The sequence below is a fragment of the Polynucleobacter sp. es-EL-1 genome (genome assembly GCF_018687975.1).
GTDB lineage: Bacteria > Pseudomonadota > Gammaproteobacteria > Burkholderiales > Burkholderiaceae > Polynucleobacter.
Window position 1 is genome coordinate 779274 of sequence record NZ_CP061310.1, and the last position, 16277, is coordinate 795550.

Genomic DNA, 16277 nt, shown 5'->3' on the forward strand with positions numbered 1-16277 from the left:
TTTGATGCTACATTGAGTTGACATGTTTAAAACCTTGTTTTCATTACCTCGAACAGTTTGGCTCATTGGCCTCATTAGTTTTGTGAATGATGCCGCTAGTGAAATGTTGTATCCACTGATGCCGCTTTATCTGGTTACGGTATTGATGGCTGGACCTAAGGCTTTGGGATTAATCGAGGGTATTGCTGAAGCGAGCTCTAGTATCTTTAAGCTGGTTTCTGGAGTAATTGTTGATCGTACTAAAAAAACCAAGCCTTGGATTGTGATTGGATATTTGCTGGCGGGAATTGGTAGGCCATTGATCGCCTTTGCAAGCTCTTGGTTTTGGGTCCTCTGTATTCGTTTCACTGATCGCTTGGGTAAGGGCTTGAGAACTTCACCCCGCGATGCTTTATTAGCCGAAAGCGTGCCCCCCAATCAAAGAGGTATTACTTTTGGTCTGCATCGATCTATGGATAATGCAGGTGCGGTATTGGGCCCACTGATTGCTGCTTTTTTACTTTCTTGGAATGTTCCGCTAAAAGATATTTTTTTATGGGCCATCGTGCCGGCGTTTGTGACTGTTAGTTTGTCACTGTGCCTCAGAGAGCCCAGCGCTGAGAAGCGGATAGTGGTGCCTGCATTTTCTTGGTCAATGCAAGGATTGCCTCCAGAATTTAGACGCTACATTTTGGCTGCAGGTATTTTTGCCTTAGCAAATTCATCGGATATGTTTTTACTTCTAAGGGCTCGAGAACTGGGTGTGCCACAAGAGCAGATTCCATTGCTTTGGGCGGCAATCTCCTTGATCACCACTCTATTTGGAACACCGCTCTCAGCGCTCTCGGATCGCTTTAAGCGTCAGCATTTCATTCTGATTGCTTGGCTCGCATTTACTTTCTTTTACGTTGCGATGAGTTTCTCTGGCTTGTCGATTACGATGCTTTTTGGACTCTTTGCTATTTACGGTTTGTTTAAGGCCGCGACTGAAGGGGTGGAGAAGGCATTGGTGGCAGATTTAGCAAGCAAGGGGATGGCGGGGACTGCCTTCGGATGGTTTAACTTGGTATCGGGTTTCATGCTCTTGCCAGCATCCCTGATTTTTGGCTGGCTATATGAATCCGTTAGCCCGCAATCTGCCTTTTTATTCTCTGGCTCATGCGCGGCTTTGGCAGTCTTTCTATTGGCTTTTTGGGTTTTTAGTGGCCCGGAAACACAAAACCCCAGACAGCAATGATCTGGGGTGAATGGGTAGGATTGGGATCCGGACTTATTCTGGATGGAAGTTATTGCTAGCCATGAAGCTGATGGTGCGTTCAAAACCCAAGATTCGGATATAGCGCCACGCGATATCGCGGTATTTGCTATCGAGATAGCCGACAGCTACTTCAGGGTCTGCCTTCTTGGAAAGATCAATTTGTTGAACTGCACGGGCCCAGCGTTTTAGTCTTGTTGACATTTTTGTCACCTCCATGGGCATACAACGCCTAGAAAACAGGCTGAGATGACAGGAAATACACAATTTTTTAAATAAATTGCCTGAATTTGGCCAAAATGGGGATTTTTCCCCGCCCAAGATTCAATTTAAGATGTTTTTTCCTGTGCAGAACGCTCTTTTGCCAACTTTTTGGCTCTAGCCTTGATGGGTTTAAGGTACATCAGTAGACAAACAAATCCAATGGTTCCGATGCTAGTTTCAAGGACGGCCATCCAAAAATTGGCCCCGGTTTCCAAAATCCGTACGAGCCCTTCCGTAACGTAGAGCAAAACCAACATGGAGGCCCATTGCATGGTGTAAACATTGCCACGCCAAAGACCGGGTATTGCAAATAAGAGTGGTATTGCCTTCAAAATGAGCCATGAGCCGCCAGGTCGCAAAGGTGAGATAAACCATTCCCAGGCAATACAAAGAATAAACAGGTCCACAAAGGCAGCTGTTGCGATGAGTTGATAGGGGTCTTTATTGCGCCAGCCTGTAAACATCATATTTATCCCTGAATGAGTTTAAGAGCCGTTTGTGCCAAGCGTTTGCCTTGAGCCTTGGCTAAGCGTTGCTCTTCAGCGCTAATCGGCGCTCGACCATCAGCATGCGCCAGGTGGGTCAGACCATAAGGGCTGCCGCCAGTAGTGGTGCTCATGAGATCCGCTTCGCTATAAGGGATGCCCATGATGATCATGCCGTGATGCAATAGCGGAATCATCATTGTTAAAAGGGTGCTTTCTTGGCCGCCATGGAGGCTACCCGTGCTGGTAAATACACAGGCTGGTTTACCGATTAAGGCACCATTAAGCCACTCAGAAGAGCTGCCATCCCAAAAATATTTCATGGGCGCAGCCATATTGCCAAAACGGGTGGGAGATCCTAAAGCCAAGCCGATACATTCTTTTAAGTCGGCGTATTCCACATAAGGCGCACCATCTTTCGGTACGGCGGGTTCGGTAGCTTCGCAAACCGTCGATATTGCGGGCACAGTTCGTAATCTGGCGTTGGCGCCAGGGACGCTCTCAATACCCTCAGCAATAAGACGAGCCAAGTCTCGGGTAGCACCGTAACGTGAGTAGTACAAAACTAGGATATCGGCTTGGCTCATATTCTTCTCTAATCTTTTATGATGTGGACAATGCAACTGATACGCAATCCTCAATTATGGCGCGCTCTGGCAAAAGAGATCTGGGAGCGTAATCGTGGCCTCAATCTCAAGCAGGTAGCCGCTAGTCTGGCATTTACTACCACCTTGGCTTTAGTCCCCATGTTGACGGTAGCCTCTATTTTGATTGGTTATCTGCCCAGCGTAATCCGCATAAAAGATGCCTTTCAGACCTGGTTACTTGATACCTATATGCCCGGGGGTATTAATCAGCAGGTTTTTAATTACCTCAATCAATTCTCATCACAGGCCAAGGGGCTAACCTTGATCGGTTTGCTGGGCTTAGTTATTACGACCATCATGACGCTTGCTGTGATTGAAAGTGCTTTTAACCAGATTTTTCAGCTCACCCAAAAGCGCCCAATATTGAAAAAAGTTGCTATTTACTCAGCTGCCACCATTTTGGGACCAATTTTGCTGGGTATTGGCACCTACTTAAGTGGCCGTCTTTTGGGGGCTGCAGAGGGGTGGACCGAGTCATTGGGCTTTGGTTTGGGATTGGTTGCCACTATTGCCCCAATATTGTTAGCCTTTGCGGTTTTTACAGTAGCTTACAAATACCTGCCTTACGCCAAAATTCAGTGGAGTGATGCCTTTACTGGGGCATTCTTTGCTGCTTTAACCTTTGAGTTAATGAAATTTGGCTTTGGCTTATTTTTAACCAATGTCGCTTTTTACAAAACGGTATATGGTGCCTTTGCAATCTTTCCTCTGGCGCTGACCTGGATCTACCTCACTTGGTGGATAACCCTCGCTGGAGCCGTTCTAGTGGCGAACCTGCCCAATATCCGCAGTGGGGTCATTAGGGTTATTCGTTACTAATAGAGCGTATTTCTTCCTTGATTCCATAGGGTCTTGAGAATATATTGTGTTGGTAGTTAACCCATTGCTGGAGATGAAATGAAAGTTTGCGACATACTCAGAGTCAAAGGCAGTACGCTCTATACGGTATCACCAGATACTGCGTTGCAAACCGCCGTCCTGGTGATGAGCGAGCATGATATTGGCTCTCTAGTTGTCATGGAGTATGACAAGCTGGTGGGAATGTTGACCTTCCGCGAGGTGATTGCTGCATTGGCCAAGCACCACGGTACGCTCGACGATTTAAAAGTGCAATCCGTCATGAATGCCAAGCCCCTGACATGCAGCATGGAAACTGAGATCGATGAGGTTCGTCGCATGATGTTAGTTGACCATGCGCGCTACTTGCCGGTGATGGACCAAAAAGTGTTGATGGGTGTGATTTCCTTTTACGATGTTGCCAAATCTGTCGTTGAGGCTCAAGATTTTGAAAACTCAATGCTCAAGGCCTACATTCGTGATTGGCCAGAAGAGTCCGAAAAAGCTGCACCATAGACCAAAATCGCTATCTAGCGCTCCCACACTGACAGATGACATAATGTCGGTATGTCAGGAAATACTCTAGGCCTTCTCTTTACGGTCACCACTTTTGGTGAATCCCATGGTCCCGCGATTGGCGCTGTTGTTGATGGCTGCCCTCCAGGAATGTCTCTCTGTGAAGCGGATTTGCAGCTTGATTTAGATCGTCGCAAGCCAGGAACTTCTCGTCACGTTACTCAACGACAGGAAGCCGATCGGGTGGAGATTCTGTCAGGTGTTTACGAAGGCAAAACCACTGGCGCTCCCATTGGGCTGTTGATTCGCAATACGGATCAGCGCAGTCAAGACTACGGCAATATTTTGCAAACATTCAGGCCTGGTCATGCGGACTATGCCTACCATTACAAATATGGCTTGCGTGATCCCCGCGGTGGTGGTCGTTCTTCAGCGAGGCTAACTGCCCCCGTTGTTGCGGCTGCAGCGATTGCAAAGAAGTGGTTGCATGAAAAATATGGCACCCAGTTTTATGGTTACATGAGTCAGCTAGGTGAAATCAAGATTCCATTTCAGGATGCTTCGCTGATTGAAACCAATCCCTTTTTTGCGGCAAACACAGAAATCGTGCCAGAACTAGAAGCCTACATGGATGCTCTGCGCAAAGCAGGGGATTCATGCGGTGCCAAGATTGAGGTGCGTGCCCGTAATGTTCCTATTGGCTTGGGCGAGCCTCTTTTTGATAAATTGGATGCTGATATCGCGCATGCGATGATGGGTATCAATGCAGTGAAGGGTGTTGAGATTGGTGCAGGCTTTCAGTCAGTTGCACAGCGCGGTAGCGAGCACGGCGATGAGCTTTTCCCTGATGGCTTTGCTAGCAACAATGCTGGCGGCACCTTAGGTGGAATTAGTACGGGCCAAGACTTGCGGGTCTCGATTGCGATCAAGCCAACTTCGAGTATCTTAAGCCCCAAGCAGTCTGTTGACTTAGACGGCAAGCCGATTGCCGTTCAAACAAAAGGTCGTCACGATCCTTGTGTTGGTATTCGTGCAACCCCGATTGCTGAAGCGATGCTCGCTTTGGTTGTGATGGATCATGTGTTACGCCATCGCGCTCAGTGTGGTGATGTCCAGCATGCAGTTCCCCCCATTCCTGCAGCGCGTCCTGGCTCTGCTTCAGACTAATTTGCAGACGTAATTTTTAGAAAAAGAAAATGACACCATCAGTGCGTTGGGCCTTCGGGTCCTTTTTCTTTTTATATTTTGCTTACGTTGGTTTAGTTTCCCCATTCGCCAGTTTATTTTTTCTAGATCGGGGATTTAGCGTCATCGAGATTGCTGTCTTGATGTCCATGCTGCAAATTACTCGCATCGTTGGTCCTTTTTCCTGGGGATGGTTATCAGACTACCTTTCTAATCGCATTGGCATCATTCGTTTTTGCGCCTGTTTAGCTGCTTTGGTTTTTCTCTGTATCTTTTTTCTCAAAAGCTATATGGCGTTCTTTGTATGGATGTTTGTACTTCATACCATCTTAAGTAGCCTGATGCCTTTGGGCGAGTCTGCTACTGTGCATGCACTCTTTAAAGACAATTCTTTTGATAAACGTTATGGACGCCTACGTTTATGGGGATCAATTGGTTTTATCGCCATGGTTCTTTTTGCAGGTGAGTTGTTTCAGAGTAAAGGTATCGAGCTCTATCCTATAGTGGGCTCTATTGTGTTGATTTTCCTGGCAGTGGTTACCTTTAAATTACATGAGCCCAAGATGGAGCGCCGCAAGATGGTGAAGGGCGAGTTGCTCGTTGTCTTATTTAATCCGGATGTGCGCTGGTTTTTAATCTCTGGATTTTTTATGATCTTTGCGCATGCCGCCTTATATGTTTTTTATTCTCTATATTTGGCGGACTTGGGCTACAACAAATTTCAAATTGGCTTGTTTTGGGCTTTAGGTGTTTTTGCTGAAGTAATCTTTTTCTACTTTCAAAGTAAAGTGCTCAGCCGTTTAGACCCTGAAGTGGTTCTACAAATGGCTTTTGGAATTGGCGTGATTCGTTTTGCATTGATTGCTTTTTTCCCGTTGACATGGGTTCTGATTTTGGCTCAGATCATGCATGCTGGCACGTTTGCCGCACATCACAGTGCAGCTACTAAGCTATTGCAACGTTGGTTTACCGGTCCACTTCAGGCGCGTGGTCAAGCCTTGATGGCGACAGTCTCGTATGGCTTAGGAGGCACTCTTGGCGGTATTGTTGCTGGATGGTTATGGGACGCAACACTGCCGCGCAATGTTTTTGTAATGTCCGCTTTGGCCTGTGGCTTGGCAGGTATGGCCATTGGAAAATTACGCCCCCGTCATCAATCCATCTGATTGCTTACATTGAGGCGTAATTCGGTCCGCCGCCACCTTCTGGTGTTATCCAGATAATGTTTTGGCTAGGATCTTTGATATCACACGTTTTGCAATGCACGCAGTTTTGGGAGTTAATCTGCAGTGAGGGTTGACCATCTTTCTCCACATACTCATAGACACCCGCAGGGCAGTAACGTTGCTCTGGACCTGCATAGGTTTTGAGATTGAGATTGACTGGAACCGATGCATCTTTCAGCGTTAAGTGAACTGGCTGATTCTCAGCATGATTGGTATTGGAAATAAATACCGATGAGAGTCGATCAAAAGTAATCTTGCCATCTGGTTTTGGATAGTCGATAGGCTGATGTTGAGATGCAGGCTCTAAGCATTCATGATCTGCATGTTTTAAATGCACCGTCCATGGCATATTGCCGCCCAATAGTTTTTGCTCTAAGCCCACCATGATGGTGCCAAGATATAAGCCCTTAGACATCCAAGGCTTGAAGTTGCGGGCTTGATTGAGTTCTGTGTAAAGCCAACTGTTTTTGAATGCATTCGGATAGGCAGCTAGGACATCTGCAGAGCGATTTTCATTAAGAGCTGCTACAGCTGCCTCCGCAGCCAGCATGCCAGTTTTGATGGCGGCGTGACTACCTTTGATACGCGAAGCATTTAAGAAGCCTGCATCGCAACCAATTAAGGCTCCGCCTGGAAAGACTGTTTGTGGAAGGCTATTTAAGCCTCCAGCGGTGAGGGCGCGAGCCCCATAAGCGATCCGTTTGCCGCCTTCAAAAGTTTCCCGGATTTTGGGATGTAATTTATAGCGTTGGAACTCTTCAAAAGGAGAGAGATAGGGATTCTTATAGGAGAGACCAACAACCAAACCCACAGCGACTAAATTGTCGCCAAGATGGTAGAGAAAGGAGCCTCCATAAGTGTCGCTCTCCAATGGCCATCCTGCGGTATGTACAACAAGGCCGGGCTTACTCTTGGAGGGTTCTACCTCCCAGAGCTCTTTAATGCCAATCGCGTAACTTTGGGGATCAGCATTTTTGTCTAAAGCAAATTGGGAGATGAGTTGTTTACCAAGGTGACCGCGGGAGCCTTCGGCAAAGAGGGTGTATTTGGCGCGTAACTCCATGCCCAGTTGAAACTGGTCTGTTGGATTACCTTCCTTATCCAAGCCCATGGCGCCGGTGATGACGCCGCAGACAGCGCCTTGCTCGTTGTACAAAATTTCTGCTGCAGGAAAACCAGGAAAAATTTCTACACCAAGATTCTCAGCTTGTTGACCAAGCCAGCGGGTGACATTGGCTAAGCTGACAATGTAATTGCCTTCATTCTTAAAGCAGTGAGGCAGTATCCAATTGGGGACTTGGTAGGAATTGTCTTTAGTCAAAAACAAAAATTGATCTTGCGTAACTTCGGTTTTGAGTGGTGCGCCCAACTCTTTCCAGTTGGGGAAAAGCTCATTTAGCGCCTTAGGATCCATCACCGCGCCGGAAAGAATATGAGCTCCGATTTCAGAGCCTTTTTCCAGGATGCACACGCTGATCTCGCGACCTGACTCATTGGCCAACTGCTTTGCTCTAATCGCTGCAGATAGACCTGCTGGCCCACCACCGACAATGACCAAGTCATAGTCCATGGATTCTCTAGGTCCAAACTGTTCGAGCAATTCCTGGGAATTCATTGCATTTCTCCGAGATTTCTTAAAAATAGGGCGCTTTTGCTATTTTCGACAATTTTCAGCATTTTCGAGGCGTTTATTGCAGCAAGGTATCCGCTTAGTTTAGATCTAAGTGCCAGAAATCACTCCGCCGCCTATTGCTAAAGGGTTTGGATGCTCAAAGCGTTATGATTACTTTTTTACCCTTTTGGCAATTAAATTAGGACAAATGTATGAATAAAACTTACCCATCAGCAGTCGATGCCCTGCGGGACATCTTAAAAGATGGACAAAAGATCGCTGTTGGCGGTTTTGGTCTTTGTGGAATCCCTGAGGCCTTAATTCAGGCTGTGAAAGATTTGGGTGCTCAAAACTTAACAGCGATTGCCAATAATGCGGGTGTTGATGGTTTTGGCTTGGGACTTTTATTAAATTCTCGCCAAGTTAAAAAGATGGTTGCCTCTTATGTTGGTGAAAACAAAGAGTTTGAGCGTCAGTTCTTGGCCGGTGAGTTGGAGTTGGAATTTACTCCACAAGGTACCTTGGCAGAAAAATTACGTGCTGGTGGTTGTGGCATTCCTGCTTTCTATACCAAAACCGGTGTAGGTACTTTAGTGGCTGAAGGTAAAGAAGAAAAAGAATTTGATGGCGAGAAATACATCATGGAACGCGCTATCGTTTCTGACATTTCTTTGGTCAAGGCATGGAAAGCAGATAAGTCAGGTAATTTAATTTATCGCTACACCGCTCGTAACTTTAATCCCGTAGTGGCGATGGCTGGCAAGATTACCGTTGCAGAAGTGGAAGAGATTGTCGAGAACGGTGAATTGGACCCCGATGAGATTCATACACCAGGTATTTATGTGAATCGCCTGGTGCTCAATACCACGCCTGAAAAGCGCATTGAGCAACGTACCTTATCCGCAGCTTAACTAGCAGCTTACTGAACAGAATATTTAGGAAGATCGATATGCCTTGGAATAGAGATGAAATGGCAGCGCGTGCTGCTAAAGAATTAAAAGATGGTTACTACGTTAATTTAGGTATTGGTATGCCTACCTTGGTGGCCAATCATGTACCAGAAGGAATGGAAGTATGGCTTCAATCAGAGAATGGACTCTTGGGTATTGGGCCGTTTCCAACGGAAGAAACCATTGATGCCGATTTAATTAATGCTGGTAAGCAGACGATTACAACATTGCCAGGCTCCTCCATCTTTTCTTCTGCAGATTCCTTTGGAATGATTCGCGGAGGAAAAATCAACATTGCAATCTTAGGCGCGATGCAAGTGAGTGAGCATGGTGATTTAGCAAACTGGATGATTCCTGGAAAGATGGTCAAGGGCATGGGCGGCGCCATGGACTTGGTAGCCGGCGTTAAGCATGTGGTGGTTTTGATGGAGCATGTTGCCAAGAAAAAGGATGGTACGGAAGAATTGAAAATTTTGCCGCAGTGCACTTTGCCTTTAACTGGGGTGGGCGTCATCAGCCGCATCATTACTGATCTTTGTGTCCTAGACATCACACCCAAAGGCTTGAAGTTGGTGGAATTAGCCCCAGGTGTTACCAAAGAAGAGGTCATCGCTAAGACGGGTGCCCCTGTTGATACAACAGGTTTTTAACCCTTTTAATGAGATAGTGAAATAATGGGGTCAAGATGACCCCATTTCTTTTTCTGATGATCTATTCATGAGTGCTGAAGACCTTTCACTGCATGCCCATAAAAAAGGGGATGCAAAACACTCACATCGCAAAGAAGTCTCTAATCAAAACTTATTGCTGATCGCGTTAGTTCTTACTTTAGGATTTTCTGGGGTAGAGCTAGCAGCAGCTTACTTTGCAGGATCACTGGCACTGCTTTCCGATGCTGGTCATATGGTGACCGATTCTGCCGCGCTTGGTTTAGCGCTTTTAGCGCAATTTATTGCCAGACGCCCACCGTCAGCTAAGCATTCATTTGGATTTGGTCGCGCAGAAGCCCTAGCAGCATTTGTAAACGGTATTGCGATGCTGGGTCTAGTTGTTTGGATCGTGATCGAAGCATCAAGCCGATTTTTTACACCACATCAGGTAGATGGTCTGACGGTTACGGTAGTTGCAGCTGTTGGTTTGCTGATGAACATCATTGTTGCTTGGGTTTTATCTCATGATAAGAAAAGCGTTAATACCCGTGCTGCATTGGTGCATGTGATGGGAGACTTGTTAGGATCTGTAGGCGCCTTAGTTGCTGGTCTGATTATTCAATTTACAGGCTGGATGCCAGCTGATGCGCTGCTATCCATTTTTGTATCTTTACTAATTCTGAAGTCCACTTTTTCGATCTTGCGTGAGTCATATCACTTCTTGATGGAAGGTGTGCCACTGCATATTGATTACCTGCAAGTGGGCAATGATCTTAAAAAAGTACCCGGCGTTCTTGCAGTGCATGATCTTCATGTATGGGAGATGACTCCCAGTTTTCCAGCGCTGATTGGTCATATTGAAATTGAGCGCATGAATGACTGGCCGCAAATCATGTCACGTATTAATACCATGTTGCTCAATAAGCATGGCATTGATCATGTGACCCTGCAGCCTGAGGAGGCTGGGGGTATCGATGAACATACCCATGATGCGTCACTCAATGACAAGGTAAACACGGCCAACAGCAATCAAGTCAATCATCAAGGCGATACCTTCTATGTAGAGTGCACGAGCCCGGATGGTCCTCATCGTATGGCTTACCACGCCTGGGGTAATCCCAGCAACCCCAAAGTGCTAGTTTGTGTACACGGACTAACTAGACGTGGAAGTGATTTCAAAACCCTGGCTGAGGCGATGTGTGGAGATTATTACGTTGTATGTCCTGATGTAGTGGGTCGCGGAGATTCTGATTGGCTGAAAAATCCGATGCTCTATGCAGTTCCTCAATACGTAGCGGACATGGCTTGTCTCATCAAGCAACTGAGAGTTAATCAAGTAGATTGGTTTGGCACTTCGATGGGAGGCTTGATCGGTATGGTGTATGCATCTATGCCCAACAATCCAATCCGCCGTATGTTGATCAATGATGTAGGTCCACGGATTGAGCCTGAAGCAATCAAGCGCTTAGGTTCTTACGTTGGCCAGCCTTTTAGCTATAGCAATCGCGCAGAAGCTCTACAGCGTTTAAATGAGATCTGCGCATCATTTGGCAGTCATACGCCAGAGGAGTGGGAGATTTATAACGGCCCTATGTTGTCCCAAAAAGCAGGTGTGTGGGGCTTGCATTACGACCCAGATATCTCCGTACCATTTGCCTCAGTCAATCCCATCATGGCAAAAGCGGGAGAGATGGCAATGTGGCATGCTTTCAAGCAAATTCGTATCCCAATGTTAGTGGTGCGTGGTGGTGATTCCGATTTATTGTCTGCAAAAACAGTCGCTGAGATGTGCAAGCAAAATCCCCATATTCGGAGTATCGAAATTCCTGGAGTAGGGCATGCACCCGCTTTTGTGAAGGCAGAGCAGATTGCTTTGGCAAAAGAATTCTTTAGCTAGGGATTAATGCATTCATGTCAAATACTACGAATGCATCTGAGGGGTTCAAAGTAGTTGATGGCTGGTATGGTGAGCCAGCACCAAATCATGCTGCTGGTGTTCTCAATATTCTTCAAATATTGCATCTAGATGAAGCGACATTAACTGCTGCAGAAAATATTGCTCGTACTCTCGGTCGAGAAGCGCTGATCAAATTACTCGGTGAGGAACCGGCAAAGTTATTAATTGGTTACCGAGGTCTTCGCCAAGCCCAAGCTAAATTGGTTCGCAATGATGGTGGATTGACTATTTCTGGGCAGGAGGAAATGCTCAGGAAGATGCTATTAGCATTTGGCGATGATCTGCGGGTGGTGTTGATCTATCTTGCCTCACGTCTACAAACACTGCGTTGGATCACGCAAGAAAAGATTGCCATGCCTAAAGCATGGGCACAAGAGATTCTCAATATCGATGCAAGTCTTGCTAATCGTTTGGGTATTTGGCAAATGAAGTGGGAAATGGAGGATCTTGCCTTCCGAGTTTTATCCCCAGAAGACTATCGCGAGATTGCCAAGATGCTCGATGGCAAGCGATTGGAGCGTGAGACATTTATTGCTCATATTGTTGCTCGCCTTGAGCAAGAGCTCAGCGCTGCACACATAACAGGAGAGGTGCAAGGTCGCCCGAAGCATATTTACAGTATCTGGAAAAAAATGCAGGGCAAGTCTTTGGATTTTGCCAGTCTATATGACGTCCGCGCTTTTAGAGTGCTAGTGGAAGACGTCAAATCTTGCTACGCCATTTTGGGATTAGTGCACAACATCTGGCAGCCTGTGCCACGTGAGTTTGATGATTACATTGCAAGACCTAAACCCAATGGTTACCAGTCTCTACATACCGTTGTGATGGATGAGCATGGCACTGCATTTGAAATTCAGGTCCGCACACGGCAAATGCATCAACAGGCGGAGTATGGTTTAGCTGCCCACTGGCGCTATAAAGAGGGTGCTTATATTGGGCTAGCTACTCCAGCTAAAAATAAGCCTGCCCATTTGCAATCGTCTGGCATAGAAAATCCCGCTCACCAAACGGGTACCCATAGTGCAGCGGTAGCGTATGAACGGCAAATTGCTTGGGCAAGACAGTTGATTTCTTGGAAAGAGGACGCTTGGGAGCAACTCAAGCATCACGAAATTGATGATCATATTTATGTGCTCACTCCCTTGGGTAAGGTGATTTCACTAGAGAAAGGTTCTTCGCCAATCGATTTTGCTTATGCTGTACATACCGACTTAGGGCATCGTTGTCGTGGCGCTCGAGTCGATGGGGCGATGGTGCCATTAGATACACCACTACAAAACGGTCAGACAATTGAAATTATTGCAGTGAAGCATGGCGGCCCCTCGCGAGATTGGATTAGTCCTGGGCGCAATTATTTGCGCTCAAGTCGGGCACGCACGAGAGTCCGCGCTTGGTTTAATGCATTGGATGGTGAGGAGGCGGGGACTAAAGCGCTTGAATCAAAGTCAGAGCTAAAGCTTGAACCAAAAACTACCATAGCTCCTCCAGAAATTATTCTCAGGCAAAGTACGCGCAAGCACGGTCAAGCAGGTGATGTGTTGGTGGTCGGGGTGGACTCTTTACTCACGCAATTAGCGCGTTGCTGTAGACCAGTTCCACCTGATGCAATTGCAGGTTTTGTGACCCAGGGTAGGGGTGTATCCATTCATCGGCGCTCTTGTAAAACGTTTAGAGGGCTTTTAGAGAGAGCTCCAGAGCGGGTTATTCAGACGGCATGGAATGATTCAGGTTTAGAGGCGCCAGTAAACAATGACAGTAAACGGGTATTTCCAGCCGATTTAGCGGTCACTGGATTAGATCGCCCGGAGTTAATGCGTGAGCTGTTTGAAATTTTGACCAGACAAGGCGTTCATGTCATCGATTTACGTAAGTCTGTCAAAAAAGGCTTAGCCCAAATCCTCCTAACCGTTGAAATTAAGGACTCTGAAGCCTTAAGACTGGTGCAAAACAGCTTGGAAGAGGTCAAAGGTGTCACGCAGGTACGCCGCCGGTGATAAACTCTAGGGCTATATAGGCTCGTAGCTCAGCTGGTTAGAGCACCACCTTGACATGGTGGGGGTCGTTGGTTCGAGTCCAATCGAGCCTACCAACGAATAAAGACCCAAAAAGTGCGCGGTTGCCGAAAAGCTCCCGCGCTTTCTTTTTGGTAGATGTTATGTAGCAAATCAGTGAATTGACGCAATATTAAAGAGATGGAGCAGACATGCCTGTAGTTACTCTACCCGATGGATCAAAACGAGAGTTTGATGCTCCTGTGCGCGTCATTGATGTTGCGCAAAGCATCGGGAGTGGTCTTGCTAAAGCGGCTTTAGGTGGCATCGTAGACGGCAAGATGGTAGATGCGAGTTTTGTGATCGACAAAGATAGTCAACTCGGCATCATCACTGACAAAAGCCCTGAGGCACTGGAAATTGTGCGTCACTCTACAGCGCATTTATTAGCTTACGCTGTCAAAGAATTATTTCCTGAAGCACAAGTGACTATTGGCCCAGTAATCGACAACGGTTTTTACTATGACTTTTCGTTTCATCGCCCATTTACACCAGAAGATTTAGTAGTGCTAGAAAAGAAAATGGCTGAGCTTGCCAAGAAAGATGAGCCAGTGATTCGTACAGTGATGCCGCGTGATGAGGCTGTGCAATTCTTCAAAGACCAAGGTGAGCACTACAAAGCAGAAATTATCGCTAGCATCCCGCAGGGCGAGGATGTCTCTTTGTATGCAGAGGGTAAATTCACTGACTTATGCCGCGGCCCCCATGTGCCCTCTACTGGAAAGCTCAAGGTATTTAAGCTGATGAAGCTTGCTGGTGCTTATTGGCGTGGTGATAGCAAGAATGAAATGCTGCAACGGATCTATGGCACCGCTTGGCTCAAGAAGGAAGATCAAGATGCTTATCTCACGATGCTTGAGGAAGCGGAGAAGCGTGATCATCGTCGCCTAGGCAAGTTGCTTGATTTATTTCATTTTCAAGAAGAGGCACCTGGCCTTATTTTCTGGCATCCAAAGGGCTGGGCAATTTGGCAAGAGGTAGAGCAATACATGCGTCGCGTTTACCAACGCGAAGGTTATCAGGAAGTAAAGGCCCCCCAAATTTTGGATCGTGGTCTGTGGGAAAAATCCGGCCACTGGGATAACTACAAAGAAAACATGTTTACGACCGAGTCAGAGAATCGCGCTTACGCATTAAAGCCGATGAACTGCCCAGGACACGTGCAGATTTTTAACTCCGGCTTACACAGCTATCGTGAATTGCCATTACGTTACGGGGAGTTCGGTCAGTGTCACCGTAATGAGCCATCAGGTGCGCTGCATGGTTTGATGCGTGTGCGTGGTTTTACGCAAGACGATGGCCATATTTTCTGTACAGAAGATCAGATTCAATCTGAAGTTGCAGCTTTTGATAAGGCGGTCCGTGAGGTTTATCAGGATTTTGGCTTTACTGAGGTGGCTGTTAAGTTGGCATTACGCCCGGCTAAACGGGTTGGCGATGATGCCATTTGGGATAAAGCGGAGGATGCCTTACGGGGTGCTTTAACGGCTTCTGGTCAGGAATGGGAAGAATTGCCAGGCGAGGGTGCTTTTTATGGCCCCAAGATCGAATATCACCTCAAAGACTCCATTGGACGCACTTGGCAGTGCGGCACCATTCAAGTGGATTTCTCAATGCCAGCCCGTTTAGGTGCGGAATACGTTACTGAAGAGAACACCCGCAAGGCGCCAGTGATGCTCCACAGAGCAATCGTGGGCTCTTTAGAGCGTTTTATCGGTATTTTGATTGAAAATCATGCTGGAAACATGCCTGTTTGGCTTGCTCCGACCCAGGCGGTAGTCCTCAATATCTCCGGAAATTCTGCTGCATACGCACAACAAGTGCAGCAATCTCTGAAAAAACAAGGGTTTAGAGTCGAATCGGATTTGCGGAATGAGAAAATTACGTATAAAATACGCGAGCACGCATTACAGAAGATCCCATTTTTGCTAGTTGTTGGCGATAAAGAGGCTGAAAGTAATTCGGTGGCCGTTCGTGCCCGTGGCGGAGTGGATTTAGGCGTAATGCCTCTTGATGCCTTCGTTGCCCGACTCCAGCAGGATATTTCCCAGAAAGTCGGACCCGAGCCTAGCTAGGGGTGGAATGGTTTTTATTGTTTTTTTAAAGGAATTAAGAAGATCGCTACTGATAAATCGCAGCGCATAAATCGGGAAATTACTGCCCCTGAAGTGCGTCTGATTGGAATGGATGGTGAACCCATCGGCGTAGTTAAGTTGAGTGAAGCCTTGGCTTTAGCAGAAGAGAAAGAAACCGATTTGGTGGAAATTGCTCCTACTGCTGTGCCACCTGTAGTCCGCATCATGGACTTCGGCAAATTCAAGTACCAAGAAGCCAAACGTTTGCATGAAGCTAAGCTCAAGCAAAAAGTGATTCAGGTGAAGGAAGTGAAATTCCGTCCCGGCACAGACGATGGTGACTATGGTGTCAAGCTACGAAATCTAATCCGCTTTTTAGAAGATGGCGATAAGACAAAGATTACGCTGCGGTTTCGGGGTCGAGAAATGGCTCACCAAGAAATCGGAGTCAGAATGTTGGAGCGCTTGAAGTTGGACTTGCAAGAGCATGGCCAAGTTGAGCAGTTTCCAAAGATGGAAGGTCGCCAGATGGTGATGGTATTGGCCCCCATTCGTAAGGCTAAGTAACAGACCTATTCACAAGGATAG

Annotated in this window: 15 protein-coding genes and 1 tRNA gene; 12 read left to right on the plus strand and 4 right to left on the minus strand. The window is 46.8% G+C overall.

From position 1 onward, the window contains the following. Nucleotides 1-22 precede the first annotated feature (22 nt). The gene (locus tag FD974_RS03955; protein ID WP_215365995.1) at nucleotides 23-1216 is read left to right on the plus strand and encodes an MFS transporter; all 1194 of its coding nucleotides are present in this window, start codon (nucleotides 23-25) and stop codon (nucleotides 1214-1216) included. Nucleotides 1217-1249: 33 nt separating this feature from the next. Here the strand turns inward: FD974_RS03955 and FD974_RS03960 are convergent, their stop codons facing one another. The 3 genes from FD974_RS03960 to wrbA all read right to left on the minus strand — a co-directional run bounded on the left by FD974_RS03960 (nucleotide 1250) and on the right by wrbA (nucleotide 2570). Continuing rightward, a complete protein-coding gene (locus FD974_RS03960; RefSeq protein ID WP_215365997.1) occupies nucleotides 1250-1438 on the minus strand; it encodes a hypothetical protein in 189 nt (62 codons plus the stop codon). Nucleotides 1439-1563: 125 nt separating this feature from the next. Then, nucleotides 1564-1965: a DUF2069 domain-containing protein gene (locus tag FD974_RS03965; RefSeq protein ID WP_251374659.1), complete on the minus strand. Its 402-nt coding sequence runs from the start codon at nucleotides 1963-1965 to the stop codon at nucleotides 1564-1566. Between the two features lie 2 nt (nucleotides 1966-1967). After that, complete coding sequence (gene wrbA, locus FD974_RS03970) at nucleotides 1968-2570, minus strand: NAD(P)H:quinone oxidoreductase (protein WP_215365999.1); 603 nt, start codon at nucleotides 2568-2570, stop codon at nucleotides 1968-1970. Nucleotides 2571-2588: 18 nt separating this feature from the next. Between wrbA and FD974_RS03975 the strand changes: the two genes are divergently transcribed. The 4 genes from FD974_RS03975 (at nucleotide 2589) to FD974_RS03990 (ending at nucleotide 6334) form a co-directional block, all read left to right on the plus strand. Next, nucleotides 2589-3449: a YhjD/YihY/BrkB family envelope integrity protein gene (locus FD974_RS03975; protein ID WP_251374660.1), complete on the plus strand. Its 861-nt coding sequence runs from the start codon at nucleotides 2589-2591 to the stop codon at nucleotides 3447-3449. Nucleotides 3450-3527: 78 nt separating this feature from the next. Continuing rightward, on the plus strand, nucleotides 3528-3983 hold the full coding sequence (locus FD974_RS03980) for a CBS domain-containing protein (RefSeq protein WP_215366001.1): 456 nt from the start codon (nucleotides 3528-3530) through the stop codon (nucleotides 3981-3983). A 51-nt stretch (nucleotides 3984-4034) separates the two neighbouring features. Continuing rightward, nucleotides 4035-5150, plus strand: a complete 1116-nt coding sequence (gene aroC / locus FD974_RS03985) for a chorismate synthase (protein WP_215366003.1) — start codon at nucleotides 4035-4037, stop codon at nucleotides 5148-5150. Between the two features lie 29 nt (nucleotides 5151-5179). Beyond that, nucleotides 5180-6334, plus strand: coding sequence for an MFS transporter (locus tag FD974_RS03990; protein ID WP_215366005.1), 1155 nt, complete (start codon nucleotides 5180-5182; stop codon nucleotides 6332-6334). A gap of 4 nt (nucleotides 6335-6338) precedes the next feature. On the opposite strand, the gene FD974_RS03995 is transcribed toward FD974_RS03990, so the two are convergent. After that, nucleotides 6339-8009 (minus strand): electron transfer flavoprotein-ubiquinone oxidoreductase, encoded by a 1671-nt coding sequence (locus FD974_RS03995; protein ID WP_215366007.1) that lies wholly within the window; start codon nucleotides 8007-8009, stop codon nucleotides 6339-6341. Between the two features lie 209 nt (nucleotides 8010-8218). Between FD974_RS03995 and FD974_RS04000 the strand changes: the two genes are divergently transcribed. The 7 genes from FD974_RS04000 (at nucleotide 8219) to infC (ending at nucleotide 16256) form a co-directional block, all read left to right on the plus strand. Next, nucleotides 8219-8917: a CoA transferase subunit A gene (locus FD974_RS04000; RefSeq protein ID WP_215366009.1), complete on the plus strand. Its 699-nt coding sequence runs from the start codon at nucleotides 8219-8221 to the stop codon at nucleotides 8915-8917. A 38-nt stretch (nucleotides 8918-8955) separates the two neighbouring features. Further along, nucleotides 8956-9606: a CoA transferase subunit B gene (locus FD974_RS04005; RefSeq protein WP_215366010.1), complete on the plus strand. Its 651-nt coding sequence runs from the start codon at nucleotides 8956-8958 to the stop codon at nucleotides 9604-9606. Nucleotides 9607-9673: 67 nt separating this feature from the next. Next, entirely contained in the window at nucleotides 9674-11503 is a 1830-nt protein-coding gene (locus tag FD974_RS09815; protein WP_215366012.1) for an alpha/beta fold hydrolase, read from the plus strand. A 14-nt stretch (nucleotides 11504-11517) separates the two neighbouring features. Next, nucleotides 11518-13557, plus strand: coding sequence for a bifunctional (p)ppGpp synthetase/guanosine-3',5'-bis(diphosphate) 3'-pyrophosphohydrolase (locus tag FD974_RS04015; RefSeq protein ID WP_215366014.1), 2040 nt, complete (start codon nucleotides 11518-11520; stop codon nucleotides 13555-13557). Nucleotides 13558-13575: 18 nt separating this feature from the next. Then, a tRNA-Val gene (locus FD974_RS04020) sits at nucleotides 13576-13652 on the plus strand. Between the two features lie 114 nt (nucleotides 13653-13766). Beyond that, a complete protein-coding gene (gene thrS, locus FD974_RS04025) occupies nucleotides 13767-15689 on the plus strand; it encodes a threonine--tRNA ligase (RefSeq protein ID WP_215366016.1) in 1923 nt (640 codons plus the stop codon). A 42-nt stretch (nucleotides 15690-15731) separates the two neighbouring features. Further along, entirely contained in the window at nucleotides 15732-16256 is a 525-nt protein-coding gene (infC, locus tag FD974_RS04030; RefSeq protein ID WP_215366656.1) for a translation initiation factor IF-3, read from the plus strand. Nucleotides 16257-16277: the final 21 nt, after the last annotated feature.